The organism is Pseudomonas sp. zfem002, assembly GCF_032621685.1.
Classification (GTDB): Bacteria; Pseudomonadota; Gammaproteobacteria; order Pseudomonadales; family Pseudomonadaceae; genus Aquipseudomonas; species Aquipseudomonas japonica.
This window is the reverse complement of the sequence record NZ_JAVYJH010000001.1, coordinates 207,199-225,307: the sequence shown is the minus strand read 5'-3', so window position 1 is coordinate 225,307 and position 18,109 is coordinate 207,199. Positions and strand designations below refer to the sequence as shown.

The following is an 18,109-nucleotide window of genomic DNA, read 5'->3' as shown; positions in this document are numbered from 1 at the left end:
CTCAATCACTGACCCAGGGTCAGTACTTTCTGCATCATGGTCTTGGCCGTGTTCATCAACTCGGCGTTGGTCTGGAACGAGCGGCTGGCCGAGATCATGTCGGCCATTTCCTCGACCACGTTGACGTTCGGGTAGTAGACGTAGCCGTCCTTGTTCGCCGCCGGGTGATTCGGCTCGTAGCGCGCCTCGAGGTTGCTCTGGTCCTCGACCACGCCGAGTACCTGCACGCCCTGCCCCGCCGCATCCTGGTCCTGGAACAGCGACTGGCTGCCGTTCTGCGCCTGCTGGAAGGTGGTGGCGAACACCGGGTGACGGGCGCGGTAGGTCTGGTCGATGCTCGACGAGACGGTCTCGGCGTTGGCGATGTTCGAGGCGACGGTGTTCAGACGGGTGGTCTGGGCACTCATGCCGCTACCGGCGATGTTGAAAACACTGGCGAGGGACATGAATTACTCTCCGCGCAGGGCCGACACCAGCCCTTTGAATTTACTGTTGAGCAGCGTGAAGCTGGCCTGGAAACCCACGGCGTTCTCGGCGTAGTTCGACTGTTCGAGCTGCGCGTCGACGGTGTTCTGGTCGATCGAAGGCTGCATCGGCGTGCGGTACTGCAGCGACTCGTCGCTGAGGGTCACGCCCTCGGCATCGATATGCCGGGCATTGGTCCGGTCGAGGGCGAAGTGGCCGCCCTGCTGGGTCTTCTCGGTTTCGGCAGCGAGCACCTTGGAGAAGTCCATGTCCCGCGCCTTGTAGTTCGGCGTGTCGGCGTTGGCGATGTTGTTGGCCAGCACCTCGGCGCGCTGGGCGCGGAAGCCCAGGGCCTTTTCGTGGATACCGAGCGCTTTGTCGAAGCTGATGCTCATGTCGGGGAAACCTTCGAAGGTTGACCGGATGGTTCGTTGGCGATGAGAGAGCAAGTCCCATGCCAAGAAAGGAAACCCCAGTAAAACCGGGGTTTTCGCGGTTTTGCCGGGGGCGGCAATGCCAGAAAAGCGGCAATGGATTTCCGCTGGGTGTCGGCGATGGCGGCGAAAAGCGGCAATGGACCACGGAAAGCCGGCGCCAAGAGCATGTCATTTTGATGACTACTTCTATACCATCCAGCCCGCTCGCTGCGTGGCACTTAGCCATTACCACCAACAAGGCCTGGCCACGTAAGGACTCACCGTGATTTCGACGACGTTTAAGGAATAAACCGTGGCCTCGATGCTTTTCCCCAAGACCCTGCTCGCCCTGGCGGTTACCGCCACCACGCTCCCCGCCTATGCCGAAACCGTGCAGTTGACCAACGCCGGCTTCAAGAGCGAAAACCAGACCTACAGCGAAAACCTGGAGATCTCCGGCAGCTACAGCGGTAGCGGCAATGATGACCCCATCGAGCTGCATGGCAGCCATGTGCAGAAGGACCTGATCCTCAACGCCACTATCAACAGCACCGGCAATTTCGCCGGCGGCGTGGACATGGACTCGTTCGGAGATGGCCTTACATGGGCCAACAACCGGATTGATGGCGCTGTCATCAACAAGGGCAGCATCAGCGCCATCGGCGGCGGTGCCAATGCCTTGATGATCGACCCGGCCCTGATCGGCGGCAGCGTAATCAATGAAGGCCTGCTCTACGTCAAGGGCGAGCCCGTACTGGACGACGGCGATATCGATGTTGCTCGCGCCATTGACATTAACGGCTCGACCATCATCCGTGGCGACCTGATGAACACCGCCAGCGGTCGAATCATCGCCGAGGGCCCAGATGCCAAAGGCGTCAGCATGGAAGGGGGTCGCATGGTCGGCGCCTTGATCAACGATGGCCTGATCCAGGTCACCGGCAATCGCACCACTGCCATCGACATCAGCGGCATCCCGAGTCCTGACTGGTGGCTAGAACCGATCCGTGCCGAGCTGCATGTCATCGAGAACCACGGCACCATCATCGCCACTGGGCACGGCGCCGAAGGTATCCGCATCAATGGGGCCGTGCTCAGCTACGACACCGAGCAGATCGTCAACACCGGCACCATCCAGGCCTCTCGTGCAGCCATTGTGGTAGGCGACTATCTTCAGCGCAGCAAATACGATCTAGTCCTCCACAGTTCGCTGAACATCATTAACAGCGGCAAGATCATCTCCGAGAATTATGCGGTGGACTCCAGCGCAACCTATGACCCGGTCACGCTGGAAATGCAGAACGGCAGCCAGATCACCGGCAGCCTGCTCGGCTTAAACCGCATACTAGTCTCCGGCAATGCCGACTTCGCCGGCACCGGCAGCCAGGTCGGCGGCTACGACATCGACATGCAAGGTTTCGGGTTCGTCCAAGTAGCCAGTGGCAAAGAGAACAGCCCAGCCCGGCTCAACCTGCTCAACCCACACACCAACCTGAAAGGCAGCTTGGGTGTTTACGACAACTCGGTACTCAGCCTGAACCTGTCCAGCGCGACCAACCCTGACGTTGCAGTCCTCAACGTCGCCAGCCTCGCCTTCTTCAGCAAGAACGCCCAGATCACCCTGTCCGCTCAGGGCAGTGATTTTTCTGCCAAAGGCACCGAGTACAAGCTGCTCCAGGCTTATCAGCTCAGCGTAATTAATGACGCAGGTACAGGGATCGAGTCGGACACCAAGCTGAACCTGATCAGCTCCTCAGCACTGCTCAATATCGATAGCTACAAAGTGGAAAATAACACCCTGTTCGCCACCGTGACCGGTCGGGGCAAGGGTGAAGTAGACGACATCATCAGCGGCAACGGCGGCTCGGCGAACAGCCGCAAGGCCATCAGCAGCCTGGTCAATGACGGCGTGATCGGCCGCATCAGCGCACAAAACCCCAACGACCCGCTGCTGCAGACCCTGCTCAACTCCAACGAAGCCGACCTGACCCGCATCGCCGAACAACTGGCCCCGGAAACCAACGGCGGCGCGACCCAGGCCGCGACCACCAGCCAGAACCTGGTCAGCACCGCCACCGGCAACCGCACCAGCGGTCTGCGCGGCGCCTCGTCCGGCGACGCCTTCAAGGAAGCCGGCGTCTGGGTGCAGAGCCTGTACAGCGACGCCACCCAGGACCTGCGTGACGGCGTGGCCGGCTACAACGCCTACAGCCGCGGCATCGCGGTGGGCGCCGATGGCAAGCTGAACGACCAGCTGACCCTGGGCCTGGCCTACAGCTTCATCAACACCGATGTGAACGGCAAGAGTGGCAACAAGACCGAAGTCGACAGCCAAGCTTTCACCCTCTACGGCGGTTACGAACTGGGCAACTACTTCGTCGACGGCAGCCTGACCTATGGTTTCAACGACAACGACAGCAAGCGTCATATCGCTGGCACCCTGGCGAAGGCCGATTACGACAGCGACCTGCTCGGCCTGAACCTGGTCGGTGGCTACACCTGGAAGATCAACCCGCAGGTCCTGGTCGAGCCGCGCCTGGCCGCGCGCTACAGCCTGGTGAACATCGACGGTTATCGCGAGAAGGGCTCGTCCGCCGCGCTCAAAGTCGAAGACCAGCGCTACGAAGCCATCGAGCTGGGCGCGGGTGTGCGCGTCGCCGGCAGCTTCAACCTCGGCGCCGGTACCCTGGAGCCGCAGGTCAAGCTGATGGCCTGGCACGACTTCGCCGCCGACCAGGCCAGCAGCACCTCGACCTTCCTGCTGGGCAGCACGCCGTTCGTTACCAGCGGCGCCAAGGCCGTGCGCAACAGCTATGAAGCCGGTATCGGCACCGACTACAAGCTGGGCGCGGTGACCCTGGGCGTGAACTACGACTACATCGGCAAATCGGGCTTCGATGCCGATGTGTTCTCGGCGAAGGTGCGCTACGACTTCTGATTGCCACCTGAAATGAAAAGCCCCCGATCGCGAGATCGGGGGCTTTTTTGTGCCCTGGACCTATTTGGCCTGGTAGATGATCCCCGGACTGCACTGGACCATCTGGTAGTGGTCCGGCAGGCCGTTCAGCGCCTCGGAAGCTCCGAGGAACAGATAGCCACCCGGCTTCAGCGTGGCGTGGATGCGGGTCAGGATGTCCTTCTTCACCTGCGCCGAGAAGTAGATCAGCACGTTGCGGCAGAACACGATGTCGAACTTGCCGAGGGCGGCATAGCTGTCGAGCAGGTTGAAGGACCTGAACTCCACACGACTGCGGATCGGCGCCTTGATCGCCCAGCGTCCCGGCCCCTTGGGGTCGAAGTAGCGCTGCAGACGCTCCTGGGACAGACCGCGGGCGATCGCCAGGCTGTCGTATTCACCGGTCTTGCAGTTGGCCAGCATCGAACCGGACAGATCAGTGGCGACGATCTGCGCGCCCATCTTCAACTGGCCGACGTTGCTGCGTTCGAACTCGTCGAGGCTCATCGAGATCGAGTACGGCTCCTGGCCGGACGAACAGGCCGCCGACCAGATACGCAGGCGCTGGCCCGGATTGTTGCGGATCAGCTCGGGGACGACCTTGTTCTTCAGCACCTCGAACGGATAGGTATCGCGGAACCAGAGGGTCTCGTTGGTGGTCATGGCATCGACCACCTGCTCGCGCAAACCGCTGCGCGGCTGGCTCTGGATGCGCTGCACCAGTTCGGTGAGCGTCTTGATCCCCTGCTGTTCCATCAGCTTGTTGAGACGGCTGGAGACCAGGTACTGCTTATTTTCGCCCAGCAGGATGCCACAGGCTTTTTCCAGGAAGACCCGGAACTGTTCGAAATCCAAATTACCCGTAGACAATGGTGCCGCCTCTTAAATCGTGTGCAACGCCAGGGACCGAAGCCCCCGGCCATTCGTTAGTGTGTGGCATTGATCCGGTCGACTACCCGCTGCGCCAGGTCGTCCGGCCTGAACTTGGCGAGGAAGTCGTCGGCGCCGACCTTCTTCACCATCGCCTGGTTGAACACCCCGGACAACGAAGTATGCAGGATGATGTGCAGGTTTTGCATGCGCGGGTCGTTGCGGATCTCCGCGGTCAGCGTGTAACCGTCCATCTCCGGCATCTCGATGTCCGAGATCATCATGAGGAATTCCTCTTCCGGACGCTTGCCCTCGTCGACCAGGTTCTTCAGGTAGTCCAGCGCCTGGCGACCATCGTTGAGCGCGACCACCTCGACCCCGACGGTCTGCAGGCAGCGACTGACCTGCTTGCGCGCCACCGATGAGTCGTCGACGGTGAGCACCCGCAGGGACACCGCCTTGCTGTGCACCTCGGCATTGACCACGCCGGTGGAGACCGCTTCGGAAGCCGGCGCCACTTCGGCGAGGATCTTCTCGACGTCGATGATCTCGACCATCTTGTTGTCGACCCGGGTCACCGCCGTGAGGTAGTGATCGCGACCGGTGCCCTTGGGCGGCGGATGGATCTCTTCCCAGTTCATGTTGACGATGCGTTCGACCGAATGCACCAGGAACCCCTGGGTCTTGGTGTTGTACTCGGTAATGATGACGAAACTCTTGCTCGGGTCCTGATTTTCCAGGGGAGGCAGACCCGTGGCCATCGCCAGATCCAGGATCGGGATGGTCGCCCCACGAATATTCGCAACACCGCGCACGACCCGGCTGGCCTTGGGCAGAAGCGTCAGGCTCGGGCATTGCAGCACTTCCCGAACCTTGAACACGTTGATCCCGTACAACTGATCCCCGCGCAGGCGGAACAGCAGCAGTTCGAGACGATTCTGTCCCACCAGTTGCGTGCGCTGGTTCACCGAATCCATAACACCAGCCATGCCAGACTCCTCAACCGAAGCTTGAGGCAGCGCACCCGGTCGGCACGCGCCTTGCTTTTTAACTTTTATGAATACGAAAACGACATTTTTCCGACGCCTGCACCGCCATCTGCCCGGCTTCCTTGCTGCGCTGTGCCTGTTGACTCCCGGCGCTCGAACTCTGGCTGATACGTTCACCTTGCCTGAACAGCTTATCGGTGTCACCCAGGGGTTTCTTGAGTTCACTGTCGAAGACTATTTGCAGAAGACCCATACCGAGGGCCGCTACGAGATCCAGGTGAACAACCTCGACCCGCGCCTGCGCATGCCGTTGTGCAGCGAACAGCTCGGCGCCAGCCTGGAAAGCCCGGCGCAGCCGCTGGGCCGGGTCACCGTGCGGGTGCGCTGCGATGGTAGCGCGCCATGGACCGTGTTCGTGCCGGCCCAGGTCAAGCTGTACCGCGATGTGGTGGTGGTCAGCCGCCCGCTCAAGCGCGAGGCGGTGGTCGAGGAACAGGACGTTGCCCTGCGCGAGCGCGACGTCGGCCTGCTCAACCAGGGCTTCCTCGCCAGCCTCGACCAGGCGATCGGGCAGAAAGTCGTCCGACCAATGGTCATCGACCAGGTCATCACCCCGGTTCACCTGGAACAGGCGGAGGTGATCCGCAAGGGCGACCACGTGGTCATCACCGCCCGCAGCGGCACCCTGGCGGTGCGCATGCCCGGCGAGGCGCTGACCAAGGGCGGCATGAGCGAACAGATCCGGGTGCGCAATCTCAACTCCAAACGGGTGGTCAAGGCCCGGGTCACCGGACCGGGCCAGGTGGAGGTCTCCATGTGACCGTGTGACGTGGAACACCGCCCGGTCGATCGAGGCTGGCGATCAAGCAGCGCATTTTCTAGACTGTGCGCATTACGGGTTGATGGCGATGCCGCGAATCCATTCATTCGCGCCTAAAGTTTTCTTCGGGTTGGCCGAGAAAAGGGCAAGCGTCCAAATTCCCGAGAGGTTTTCTGATCATGGTCATCGACTTCAGTCGTTTGAATAACTCCCCGTCAGTGACGGGCGGCCTGCGCACTGGCACCAGCCAGGACACTGCCGCCGGTAACCGCGCAGGCCAGCCCGAAACGGTCGGCAACACTGCCCAGAGCGGGGAAACCGTACACCTCAGCCATGAGGCCCAGCAGTTGCAACAGGTCAGCGACAAGCTGCGCGACCAGCCTATCGTCAACAGCGACCGCGTGGCCGCGTTGAAACAGGCCATCGCCGACGGTAGCTACCAGGTCGACGCCAACCGCGTCGCCAGCAAACTGCTCAATTTCGAAGCCCAGCGCTAGCCTTCGGCGCGCTGACTTCAAGGACGCCAAGACCCAGAGCCAGCCATGCACGACACAACCCTGCTGCAACTGATCGAAGAAGACATCGGCCCGGCAGAACAACTGCTCCAGTTGCTGCAGGACGAATATGTCGCCCTGCACGGCCGGGACATGCCGACGCTGGAAAACATCCTGGCCTACAAGCAATCGCTGGTAGTGCTGCTCGATCAGCATGGGCGTCGGCGCAGTGAACTGCTCGCCAGTATCGGCCTGACCCCGGACCGCGCCGGTGTCGAGGTCCTGGCCAGCCAGTCGCACCTCGGTCCGCAACTGCTGCAACAGCTCGACGTGCTGGGCAACCTGCTCAACGAGTGCAAGTCGGTCAACGAGCGCAACGGCGAATCCATCGTGCTGCAGCAGGCCACCACGGCCAACCAGATCAGAATCCTCAATGGCGGTGAAGCCCCTTCGCTCTACGACAGCCGGGGTTCCACCTCGCCGCTCTCCAAGCCTCGTGCGCTCAGCCAGGCGTGACCCTCTATCAAGGCGCACCGCATGCTGGCAGAATGCCGGATGCGTGTGCCGTTTTTGCCTGGAGATTCATCAACCGTGTTCAATGACGTAGAAGCTCCGCAGCCTCCGAAGGTGTTCACCACGCCTCTGGAGATCGCCGCCAATTTGCGGATGCTGCAAGAGAGCCATGATCCGCTGATCATTACCTTCCATGAGCGCAGCCAGCGTTTCCAGAGTTACGTGGTCGAAGTCGATCGCGACAACAACGTCCTGGCCCTGGATGAAATGATCCCTCGCGACGGCGAGCGTTATCTGGAAAATGGCGAACCCTTCCGTGTCGAAGGCTTCCACGACGGTGTGCGGATCGCCTGGGAATGCAACCAGCCGCTGACCGTCGACTCTTCCGGCGAGGTCCGCTGCTACCGCGGCACGCTGCCCAGCGAGGTCACCTATCACCAGCGCCGCAATGCCTTCCGCGCAGCGCTGAAGCTGTCGCAACTGGTCGATGTGGTGCTCGACGGCGACAAGCTCAAGGGTGCCGGGGCCATTCGCGGCAAATTGCTGGATATCTCCGCCACCGGCTGCAAGCTGCGCTTCGATGGCGATATCGAAGAACGCCTGCAACTGGGCCAGGTCTACGAGAAGTTCGCCGCCAGCGCGCCGCTCGGCCTGACCAACATGTCCGTCGAGCTGCGCCACCTGCATTTCGAGGAGCGCCTGGGCGCCACCTTCGCCGGTGTGCGCTTCCACAACCTCAATGGCCAGATGCAGCGCAAGATCGAGAGTTTCGTCTATCAGCTGCAGCGCGAAGCGCGGCGCTTCGACAAAGACGACTATTGACATGGAACGGGGAGCGCAAGGCGCTCCCCGTTTCGTTCAGACCTGGCTCGGCTTGACCGGTGTCTGCCCTTCCCCTTCCCTGACGTCCACCTTCTCGTCCTCCTCTTCGGTGTCTTCGGCCGCCACCGGCGTCTGCATCTGCTCCTGCACCACCTGTTCGTCGACCCGCGGGTCGAGGGCGGCGGCAAGCGGCGAACTGGCCGCCGGCATCGCCACGTGGGACAGCGGCGCATCCACCACCTGATGCAGCCCGGTCACCGCTTTCGGCCGGATGCGCCAGACCAGGACCAGCGCGAAGAAGCTGAAGAAGGCATACAGCATCTGGTCGCCGAAGGCCTTCATCAGCACACCGGCCGCCAGCGGACCGATACTTGCACCCACGCCATAGGTCACCAGCAGCATGGCGGTCAACGACACCCGCCGCTCGCTCTCGACATGGTCGTTGGAGAACGCCACCGCCAGCGGATACAGGCAGAACTGCAGCAGCGACACGAGGAAACCGGCGACGAACAGCACCAGCATCGGCACCCCGGGCAGGATCGCCAGCGGCAGCGAGGCCACCGCCAGGCCGATGGCCACGCTGCGGATCAGCACGGCCCGGTCGTAGCGGTCGGACAGCCAGCCCAGCGGCCATTGCACCAGGAGGCCGGCGAAGATGCACACGCCCATGAAGATACCCACCTGCTCGGTGCTCAGGCCCTGCTTCGAGGCATACAGCGGCGCCAGGCCGTAGAAGGAGCCGACGATCAGCCCCGACCCCAGCACCGTGCTCAACGACTGCGGCACCCGCTTGATGAAGAAGCGCGGTTCCATCGGCGCCGGCCGCAGCGGTGCCGGGTGAATGCGCCGGGTCAGCGCCACCGGCACCAGGCACAGGGCGAAACACATGGCGACCAGCATCAGCAGTTCCGGACCGAGCTGCGGGTGCACCACCAGGATCAGCTGACCGAGCACCAGGCCGAGGTAGGACGCGATCATGTAGCCGCTGAACACCGCGCCGCGCTGCCTGGCGTCGGCCTGCTCGTTGAGCCAGCTCTCGATGACCATGTACTGGCACATCATGCCGAGGCCGACGATCACCCGCAGGAACAGCCAGGCCGGGAGGAAACTGACCAGGCCATGGCCGAGCACCGCCGCACCGACGATCCCGGCGCAGGTGGCGTAGGCCCGGATATGCCCGACCCGGGCGATCAGCCGGTGACCGATCTTGCCGCCCAGGGCCAGGCCGAAATAGTTGGCCGCCATCAGGGCACCGACCCACAGGCTGTCGACCTGGTCGGCACTCAGGCGCAGGGCCAGGTAGGTACTCAACAGGCCGGAGCCGATCAGCATCATCAAAGCAGCGAAATACAACGCGCGAAAAGACTTCCAGATAGTGCGCATCAGCGTCCCGAACGGCCTCTTGAGCAGGTGGAAAAACTGCCTGAAAGCATAAGTGATTATTTCCGCCGAGCGGTCAGACAGGCATAAAAAAACAGGCGCCCGATGCGACATGGATGCCGCGATCGGACTCCTGTCCGGTCAGCTTCCGACCCGCACGGGCCGGGCTGTGTTCAATCAGGCCTGGGCGGCCAGCACGCGACGTTCCCACGGGGTGATTTCATCGAAGAAGCTGGTCAGCTCCTGGGTCTTGGTCGCGAGATAACCGTCGATGAACTCGCGCCCGAACAACTCGCGCGCCAGGCTGCTGCGCTTCAGGCGGTCGAGGGCGGCGTGCAGGGTGCACGGCAGGGACAAGTGGTCCGGGACCTCGAACTCGCCCTGGATCGCCGGCGCCGGTTGCAGGCCCTTCTCGATGCCGTGCAAGCCGGCGGCGAGGCTGGCGGCGATGGCCAGGTAAGGGTTGGCATCGGCGCCCGGCAAACGGTTTTCCACACGCCGCGCCACCGGCGAACTGGCCGGGATGCGCAGGCCGGCGGCGCGATTGTCCTCGGACCAGCAGGCGTTGTTCGGCGATGCGTAGGGATGGCACAGGCGCTGGTAGGAGTTGACGTTGGGCGCGAACAGCGCGGTGAAATCCGCCATGCACGCCTGCTGCCCACCGATGAAGTGGAAGAAGGTATCGGTCGGCTTGCCCTCGGCGTCGCTGAACACGTTACGTCCGCTGCCGATTTCCACCACGCTCTGGTGGATATGCATCGAGCTGCCCGGCGTTTTCGCCAGTGGCTTGGCCATGCACACCACGTTCAGGCCGTGCTTGAGCGCGACTTCCTTGAGCAGGTGCTTGAACAGGAAGGTCTGGTCGGCCAGCAGCAGCGGATCGCCGTGCAGCAGGTTGATCTCGAACTGGCTGACGCCCATCTCGTGCATGAAGGTATCGCGGGGCAAGCCCAGTGCCGCCATGCAGCGGTAGACCTCCTGGAAGAACGGGCGCAGGCCGTTGTTGGAACTGATGCTGAACGCCGAATGGCCGTCCTCGCGCCGTCCGTCCAGGCCGACGGGGGGCTGGAACGGCTGGGTCGGATCGGGGTTGGCGGCGAAAACGAAGAATTCCAGTTCGGTCGCCACCACCGGGGCCAGGCCACGGGCGGCGTAGCGGGCGATCACCGCCTTGAGCTGACCGCGGGTCGACAGGCCGGAGCTCGCGCCGCTCAGCTCATCGGCGTCGCAGATCGCCAGGGCCCGGGGCTCGCTGCTCCAGGGCAGGCGATGGATCTGCGTCGGATCGGCGACCAGCGCCAGGTCACCGTCGTCACCGCCGTAGAAGCGCGCCGGCGGGTAGCCGCCCATGATGCACTGCAACAGCACCCCGCGGGCCAGTTGCAGCCGACGGCCTTCGAGAAAGCCCTCGGCAGTCATTACCTTGCCGCGCGGCACGCCATTGAGATCAGGCGTAACGCACTCGATTTCATCAATGCCCGTCAAACGCTCTTCCAGGGAGCGCTGAACATTGGTCGTCATGACTCTGTCCTTGTTGTTTTCGCATGCCGGAAACGGCGACCCCACAACATAGGCAGCAGGCGTTCGAAATATCAAGCATATAAGTGGCCAACTGATCGTGATTTTCTACACCCAGTGGATTGCGCACGCTCCTACGAGGGTTATCGAACATCACGCAGCGTCAGCCCATTGGCTGGCAACGGCAACGCCGTCTTGTAGCGGACCTGCTTGAGGGCAAAGCTCGACCGGATGTTCGCCACCCCCGGCAAGCGCGTCAGGTAATCGAGAAAGCGCTCCAGCGCCTGGATGCTCGGCAACAGCACCCGCAGCAGATAGTCCGGGTCGCCGGTCATCAGGTAGCACTCCATCACCTCCGGCCGCTCGGCGATCTCCTCCTCGAAGCGGTGCAGCGACTGCTCCACCTGCTTCTCCAGGCTGACATGGATGAACACATTGACGTCCAGCCCCAGCACCTCGGGCGCGAGCAGGGTCACCTGCTGGCGTATCACGCCGCACTCCTCCAGGGCCTTGACCCGGTTGAAACAGGGGGTCGGCGACAGATTCACCGAACGGGCCAGCTCGGCGTTGGTGACCCGGGCATTTTCCTGAAGGCTGTTGAGAATGCCGATGTCAGTACGATCCAGTTTTCGCATGAGATAAATTTCCCTGCCTTTTGTTCTTTTGCAGAATATTTATCCGCCCGCCCTCTCAAAGGCAACGAACATCAGAAAAATATTCTTTCGACGGCGGAATATCATGTAGGCAAGACTGACTCTCTGGTCACGAGCCGGAGTTCAGTAGCTACCGCTTCAAAGCTCAACAAAAACACAAGACAGAGCGAGCGTAAAAAAGCATGAACGAGTACGCCCCCCTGCGTCTGCATGTGCCCGAGCCTACCGGCCGGCCAGGCTGCCAGACAGATTTTTCCTACCTGCGTCTGAACGATGCCGGTCAGGTCCGTAAACCCGCCATCGATGTCGAACCCGCCGAAACCGCCGACCTGGCCTACAGCCTGATCCGCGTACTCGATGCGGACGGCAATGCCGTCGGCCCCTGGGCCGCGGACATCGACCCGCAAGTCCTGCGCCAGGGCATGCGCGCGATGATGAAGACACGCCAGTTCGACAGCCGCATGGTGGTCGCCCAGCGCCAGAAGAAAATGTCCTTCTACATGCAGAGCCTCGGCGAGGAAGCCATCGGCAGCGCCCAGGCGCTGGCCCTGAACCGCACCGACATGTGCTTCCCGACCTATCGCCAGCAGAGCATCCTGATGGCCCGGGACGTGTCGCTGACCGAGATGATCTGCCAGTTGCTGTCCAACGAGCGCGATCCGCTCAAGGGTCGCCAGCTGCCGATCATGTACTCGGTGCGCGAGGCCGGCTTCTTCACCATCAGCGGCAACCTCGCCACCCAGTTCGTCCAGGCCGTCGGCTGGGCGATGGCCTCGGCGATCAAGGGCGATACCAAGATCGCGTCGGCCTGGATCGGCGACGGCGCCACCGCCGAATCCGATTTCCACACCGCCCTCACCTTCGCCCACGTCTACCGCGCCCCGGTGATCCTCAACGTGGTCAACAACCAATGGGCGATCTCCACCTTCCAGGCCATCGCCGGGGGTGAGTCGACCACCTTCGCCGGTCGCGGCGTCGGCTGCGGTATCGCCTCGCTGCGGGTCGACGGCAACGACTTCGTCGCCGTCTACGCCGCTTCGCGCTGGGCCGCCGAACGCGCCCGCCGCGGCTTCGGCCCGACCCTGATCGAGTGGGTCACCTACCGCGCCGGCCCACACTCCACCTCCGACGACCCGTCCAAGTACCGCCCGGCCGATGACTGGATTCACTTCCCCCTGGGCGACCCGATCGTGCGCCTGAAACAGCACCTGATCGCCAGCGGCCACTGGTCCGAGGAAGAACACCAGGCGGTCAGCGCCGAACTGGATGCCGAGATCATTGCCGCGCAGAAGGAAGCCGAGCAGTACGGCACCCTCTCCGGCGGCCAGATGCCGAGCCCGGCCTCGATGTTCGAGGACGTCTACAAGGAAATGCCGGAGCACCTGCGCCGGCAGCGCCAGGAACTGGGGATCTGACATGAACGATCACAACACCTCCATCCAAGTGGAAACCGCCATGTCGACCACCACCATGACCATGATCCAGGCCCTGCGCTCGGCCATGGACGTGATGCTCGAACGCGACGACAACGTCGTGATCTACGGCCAGGACGTCGGCTACTTCGGCGGCGTGTTCCGCTGCACCGAAGGCCTGCAGAACAAGTACGGCAAATCCCGCGTGTTCGACGCGCCGATCTCGGAAAGCGGCATCGTCGGCACCGCCGTCGGCATGGGCGCCTACGGCCTGCGCCCGGTCGTGGAAATCCAGTTCGCCGACTACTTCTACCCGGCCTCGGACCAGATCGTGTCCGAGATGGCGCGCCTGCGCTATCGCTCCGCCGGCGAGTTCGTCGCCCCGCTGACCCTGCGCATGCCCTGCGGCGGCGGCATCTACGGCGGCCAGACCCACAGCCAGAGTCCGGAAGCGATGTTCACCCAGGTCTGCGGCCTGCGCACGGTGATGCCGTCCAACCCCTACGACGCCAAGGGCTTGTTGATCGCTTCGATCGAAAACGATGACCCGGTGATCTTCCTCGAACCCAAGCGCCTTTATAACGGCCCGTTCGACGGCCACCACGACCGGCCGGTGACGCCGTGGTCGAAACACCCGGCCAGCGCCGTGCCGGACGGCTACTACACGGTGCCGCTGGACAAGGCGGCGATCACCCGCCCGGGCAACGACGTCACGGTGCTGACCTACGGCACCACCGTCTACGTGTCCCAGGTCGCCGCCGAGGAAACCGGCGTCGATGCCGAGGTCATCGACCTGCGCAGCCTGTGGCCGCTGGACCTGGAGACCATCGTCGAGTCGGTGAAGAAGACCGGTCGCTGCGTGGTCGTGCATGAAGCCACCCGTACCTGCGGCTTCGGCGCCGAGCTGGTGTCGCTGGTCCAGGAACACTGCTTCCACCACCTGGAAGCCCCGATCGAGCGCGTCACCGGCTGGGACACCCCCTACCCGCACGCGCAGGAGTGGGCTTACTTCCCCGGCCCTTCGCGGGTCGGTGCGGCATTGAAACGGGTCATGGAGGTCTGAATGGGCACGCACGTCATCAAGATGCCGGACATTGGCGAAGGCATCGCGCAGGTTGAACTGGTGGAATGGTTCGTCAAGGTCGGCGACACCATCACCGAAGATCAGGTCGTGGCCGATGTCATGACCGACAAGGCCACGGTGGAAATCCCCTCGCCGGTGTCCGGCAAGGTGCTCGCCCTGGGCGGCCAGCCCGGCGAAGTCATGGCGGTGGGCAGCGAACTGATCCGCATCGAAGTGGAAGGTGCCGGCAACCATCAGGAAAGCGCCGGCAAGGCGGCACCTGCGGTCGCCGCGCCGGAGCCGAAAGCCGCCGTGGTCGAGGCACCGGCCGCCAAGCCGGCGCCGCTCGCCACGCCCGTCAGCAGCCATGAAGCAGCGCCGATCGTACCCCGCGGCGCCAACGAAAAACCCCTGGCTTCCCCCGCCGTGCGCAAGCGCGCCTGGGATGCCGGCATCGAGCTGCGCTACGTGCATGGCAGCGGCCCTGCCGGGCGCATCCTGCATGAAGACCTGGATGCCTTCCTGACCCAGCCGAGTCGTGGCCAGGCGGCGCCGAGCGGCTATGCCAGACGCCAGGACAGCGAGCAGATCCCGGTGATCGGCCTGCGCCGCAAGATCGCCCAGCGCATGCAGGACGCCAAGCGCCGCGTCGCGCACTTCAGCTACGTCGAGGAAATCGACGTCACCGCACTGGAAGAACTGCGCCAGCACCTCAACGGCAAGTTCGGCGAGACCCGCGGCAAGCTGACCCTGCTGCCGTTCCTGGTTCGTGCCATGGTCGTGGCGCTGCGCGACTTCCCGCAGATCAACGCCACCTACGACGACGAAGGCCAGGTCATCACCCGCCACGGCGCGGTGCATGTCGGCATCGCCACCCAGGGCGACAACGGCCTGATGGTCCCGGTGCTGCGCCATGCCGAAGCCGGCAGCCTGTGGAGCAACGCCAGCGAGATCTCGCGCCTGGCCCATGCCGCGCGCAGCAACAAGGCCAGCCGTGACGAACTCAGTGGCTCGACCATCACCCTGACCAGCCTCGGCGCCCTTGGCGGCATCGTCAGCACGCCGGTGGTCAACACCCCTGAAGTGGCCATCGTCGGGGTCAACCGCATCGTCGAGCGGCCGATGGTGGTCAACGGCCAGATCGTCGTGCGCAAGATGATGAACCTGTCCAGCTCCTTCGATCACCGGGTGGTCGACGGCATGGACGCCGCGCAATTCATCCAGGCCGTGCGCGGCCTGCTCGAACAACCCGCCAGCCTGTTCGTGGAGTGAGCATGCAGACTCTGGACACCACCCTACTCATCATCGGCGGCGGCCCCGGCGGCTATGTCGCCGCGATCCGCGCCGGTCAACTGGGCATCCCCACCGTCCTCGTGGAAGGCCAGGCCCTCGGCGGCACCTGCCTGAACATCGGCTGCATTCCGTCCAAGGCGCTGATCCATGTGGCCGAGCAGTTCCACCAGACCGAGCAGCACGCGCACAAGTCCGGCATCGGCATCAAGGTCGCCGCGCCGAGCCTGGACATCGCCCAGAGCGTGGCCTGGAAGGACGGCATCGTCGATCGCCTGACCAGTGGCGTTGCCGCCCTGCTGAAGAAGAACGACGTCAAGGTCATCCACGGCTGGGCCAAGGTCATCGACGGCAAGCTGGTCGAAATCGAAGGCCAGGACCTGCGCATCCGCTGCGAGCACCTGCTGCTCGCCACCGGCTCCAGCAGTGTCGAACTGCCGATGCTGCCCCTGGGCGGCGCGGTGATCTCCTCCACCGAAGCGCTGTCGCCAGGCACGCTGCCCAAGCGCCTGACCGTGGTCGGTGGCGGCTACATCGGCCTGGAACTGGGCATCGTCTACCGCAAGCTGGGGGTCGAGGTCAGCGTGGTCGAGGCCCGCGAACGGATCCTGCCGACCTATGACGCCGAACTGACCCAGCCGGTGGCCGAGTCGCTGAAGAAGCTCGGGGTCAAGCTGTACCTGGGGCACAGCGTCGAAGGTTTCGATGCGGCGGAGCAACGCCTGCGCGTGCGTACTGCCGATGGCGGCGAACTGGCCCTGGAGACTGATCAGGTGCTGGTGGCCGTGGGCCGACGTCCACGCACCAAGGGCTTCAACCTCGAAGTCCTGGACCTGAAGATGAACGGCGCCGCCCTCGCCATCGACGAACGCTGCCAGACCAGCATGCGCAACGTCTGGGCCATCGGTGACGTGGCCGGCGAACCGATGCTGGCGCACCGCGCCATGGCCCAGGGCGAGATGGTCGCCGAGCTGATCGCCGGCAAGCAGCGCGCCTTCGAGCCCGCCGCCATCGCCGCGGTGTGCTTTACCGATCCGGAGATCGTGGTGGCCGGCAAGACCCCGGATGCGGCAAAAGAGGAAGGCCTCGACTGCCTGGTGGCGCAGTTCCCGTTCGCCGCCAACGGGCGGGCCATGACCCTGGAGTCGAAGAGCGGCTTCGTGCGCGTGGTGGCGCGGCGCGACAATCACCTGATCGTCGGCTGGCAGGCGGTGGGGGTTGGCGTCTCCGAACTGTCCACGGCGTTCGCCCAGTCACTGGAGATGGGTGCGCGCCTGGAGGATGTGGCCGGGACCATCCATGCCCACCCGACCCTGGGCGAAGCGGTGCAGGAAGCGGCGCTGCGGGCGCTGGGGCATGCGTTGCATATCTGATCCGGCCTTCGGCAATCGGGCCACATCGGCCCGATTGCCGTGCACTGTCAATCCACTACCTTGAACGTGACGTCGCCCGTCCCGCCAGCGGGAAAGGTCAACGCCACCAGCGGCACGCGAATGCCGCTGACCTTCTCGTAGGCATCGCGGTCTCGTCGGGCGAACGGCTTGCCTTCGTCGTTCACATAGAAGAACGCGCGGATCTTCAGGCGTTTGTCGTATCCCTTGTTCCAGGTCTGGATCTTCAGGTCGTTGGGTATGGCCGACTGGTGCGAAAACTTCGCCGCCGCAGCCACGCCACGCTTGAACTGGGCAACGGCATCCGTGCCCCGCAGGTCGTAGAGGCAGCGGAACTCGGGGGGTATCTCATCCGTGATCTCGGGATCGTCCTCGCAGAGAAAAACCTTGGGCTCGATTCTCGCATGCGCACCGCAGCCCGCCTGAGAACGGCTATCGGACTCCGCATCCTGGGGATAGAAGCAGTTCACCTTCAAGTCGGTCGGTGGATCGATGATGAAGCCGTTGGTGTAGGACCAGGCGAGACGTTTCATCTTTATATCGGCGCGGAGAAAACTGAACGATGTATCCATTACCCGCCCCTCTGGATAGGGATCCCAGGCGTTGTTCTCGCCAGTGTTTTGCCGGGTCCCCCTCAGGATAAGACCAGAACACTTGTACAATGCAACGTCGTGCTCCGCGATCAAGTCCTGCAGTGCGCCGTCTGCAGGCGATGCCCCCATCATGTAGTGCATCTGGTCGGTCAGCTTTTTCTTGCGTGCCGTATAGGCATCTATCGTCTTGCGATACGCTTCGTCCTCCGCCAGCAACGTGCCCTCGGCAAGGTTCCCCACGCAGTTCGACCACGTCCTCGAGTACAGGGTGGCTAGATAGAGCTCCGTTGGATTTCCCGCCAATATCCCTGCACTGGCTAAAGAAACAAGCAGCGAGAAAACGGCCACCGAGCAGAACCGGTATGCCCCACGACCCTGTCCTGCCTTGCCACTGGCAACAATGTTCGTCATGACGATCGACCTCCTGTGGTGTGCCGGGCATTCATTGCATCGCACGTGCGACC

Annotated in this window: 17 protein-coding genes; 9 read left to right on the top strand and 8 right to left on the bottom strand. The window is 63.4% G+C overall.

All coding sequences use genetic code 11. The features are described 5' to 3' along the window. Positions 1-5 precede the first annotated feature (5 nt). Positions 6-446 carry a flagellar basal body rod protein FlgC gene (flgC, locus tag RTI28_RS00975; protein WP_009402938.1) on the bottom strand — a complete coding sequence of 147 codons (441 nt, stop codon included), beginning with the start codon at positions 444-446 and terminating at the stop codon, positions 6-8. A 3-nt stretch (positions 447-449) separates the two neighbouring features. Continuing rightward, a complete protein-coding gene (flgB, locus tag RTI28_RS00970) occupies positions 450-860 on the bottom strand; it encodes a flagellar basal body rod protein FlgB (RefSeq protein WP_316918716.1) in 411 nt (136 codons plus the stop codon). A 343-nt stretch (positions 861-1,203) separates the two neighbouring features. Here flgB and RTI28_RS00965 point away from each other — a divergent pair, with 343 nt between their 5' ends. After that, positions 1,204-3,819, top strand: a complete 2,616-nt coding sequence (locus RTI28_RS00965) for an autotransporter outer membrane beta-barrel domain-containing protein (RefSeq protein ID WP_316919100.1) — start codon at positions 1,204-1,206, stop codon at positions 3,817-3,819. A 60-nt stretch (positions 3,820-3,879) separates the two neighbouring features. Here RTI28_RS00965 and cheR read toward each other — a convergent pair whose 3' ends face one another. Both cheR and RTI28_RS00955 read right to left on the bottom strand, forming a co-directional pair. Continuing rightward, positions 3,880-4,707 carry a protein-glutamate O-methyltransferase CheR gene (gene cheR / locus RTI28_RS00960; RefSeq protein WP_316918715.1) on the bottom strand — a complete coding sequence of 276 codons (828 nt, stop codon included), beginning with the start codon at positions 4,705-4,707 and terminating at the stop codon, positions 3,880-3,882. A gap of 56 nt (positions 4,708-4,763) precedes the next feature. Continuing rightward, positions 4,764-5,696, bottom strand: coding sequence for a chemotaxis protein CheV (locus RTI28_RS00955; protein WP_316918714.1), 933 nt, complete (start codon positions 5,694-5,696; stop codon positions 4,764-4,766). A 67-nt stretch (positions 5,697-5,763) separates the two neighbouring features. Here RTI28_RS00955 and flgA point away from each other — a divergent pair, with 67 nt between their 5' ends. The 4 genes from flgA to RTI28_RS00935 all read left to right on the top strand — a co-directional run bounded on the left by flgA (position 5,764) and on the right by RTI28_RS00935 (position 8,345). After that, positions 5,764-6,516, top strand: coding sequence for a flagellar basal body P-ring formation chaperone FlgA (flgA, locus tag RTI28_RS00950; RefSeq protein WP_316918713.1), 753 nt, complete (start codon positions 5,764-5,766; stop codon positions 6,514-6,516). A gap of 179 nt (positions 6,517-6,695) precedes the next feature. Continuing rightward, a complete protein-coding gene (gene flgM / locus RTI28_RS00945) occupies positions 6,696-7,013 on the top strand; it encodes a flagellar biosynthesis anti-sigma factor FlgM (RefSeq protein WP_316918712.1) in 318 nt (105 codons plus the stop codon). Between the two features lie 45 nt (positions 7,014-7,058). Next, positions 7,059-7,526 carry a flagellar protein FlgN gene (locus RTI28_RS00940; protein WP_316918711.1) on the top strand — a complete coding sequence of 156 codons (468 nt, stop codon included), beginning with the start codon at positions 7,059-7,061 and terminating at the stop codon, positions 7,524-7,526. 75 nt (positions 7,527-7,601) lie between these two features. Beyond that, positions 7,602-8,345 carry a flagellar brake protein gene (locus RTI28_RS00935; RefSeq protein ID WP_316918710.1) on the top strand — a complete coding sequence of 248 codons (744 nt, stop codon included), beginning with the start codon at positions 7,602-7,604 and terminating at the stop codon, positions 8,343-8,345. Between the two features lie 36 nt (positions 8,346-8,381). Here RTI28_RS00935 and RTI28_RS00930 read toward each other — a convergent pair whose 3' ends face one another. The 3 genes from RTI28_RS00930 to bkdR form a co-directional block, all read right to left on the bottom strand. Further along, positions 8,382-9,728: an MFS transporter gene (locus RTI28_RS00930; protein WP_316918709.1), complete on the bottom strand. Its 1,347-nt coding sequence runs from the start codon at positions 9,726-9,728 to the stop codon at positions 8,382-8,384. Between the two features lie 174 nt (positions 9,729-9,902). After that, entirely contained in the window at positions 9,903-11,144 is a 1,242-nt protein-coding gene (locus RTI28_RS00925) for a glutamine synthetase family protein (RefSeq protein WP_316919099.1), read from the bottom strand. 242 nt (positions 11,145-11,386) lie between these two features. Next, positions 11,387-11,878 (bottom strand): Bkd operon transcriptional regulator BkdR, encoded by a 492-nt coding sequence (bkdR, locus tag RTI28_RS00920; protein ID WP_042124536.1) that lies wholly within the window; start codon positions 11,876-11,878, stop codon positions 11,387-11,389. A 200-nt stretch (positions 11,879-12,078) separates the two neighbouring features. Here bkdR and RTI28_RS00915 point away from each other — a divergent pair, with 200 nt between their 5' ends. From RTI28_RS00915 to lpdA, 4 genes are read left to right on the top strand one after another with little or no spacing between them, the layout of a single operon-like run. After that, positions 12,079-13,311: a 3-methyl-2-oxobutanoate dehydrogenase (2-methylpropanoyl-transferring) subunit alpha gene (locus RTI28_RS00915; RefSeq protein WP_316918708.1), complete on the top strand. Its 1,233-nt coding sequence runs from the start codon at positions 12,079-12,081 to the stop codon at positions 13,309-13,311. A gap of 1 nt (position 13,312) precedes the next feature. Beyond that, entirely contained in the window at positions 13,313-14,371 is a 1,059-nt protein-coding gene (locus tag RTI28_RS00910) for an alpha-ketoacid dehydrogenase subunit beta (protein WP_316918707.1), read from the top strand. After that, a complete protein-coding gene (locus RTI28_RS00905; protein WP_316918706.1) occupies positions 14,372-15,643 on the top strand; it encodes a dihydrolipoamide acetyltransferase family protein in 1,272 nt (423 codons plus the stop codon). A 2-nt stretch (positions 15,644-15,645) separates the two neighbouring features. Next, positions 15,646-17,034, top strand: coding sequence for a dihydrolipoyl dehydrogenase (lpdA, locus tag RTI28_RS00900; protein ID WP_316918705.1), 1,389 nt, complete (start codon positions 15,646-15,648; stop codon positions 17,032-17,034). 47 nt (positions 17,035-17,081) lie between these two features. On the opposite strand, the gene RTI28_RS00895 is transcribed toward lpdA, so the two are convergent. After that, on the bottom strand, positions 17,082-18,056 hold the full coding sequence (locus tag RTI28_RS00895) for a hypothetical protein (RefSeq protein ID WP_316918704.1): 975 nt from the start codon (positions 18,054-18,056) through the stop codon (positions 17,082-17,084). Positions 18,057-18,109 lie beyond the last annotated feature (53 nt).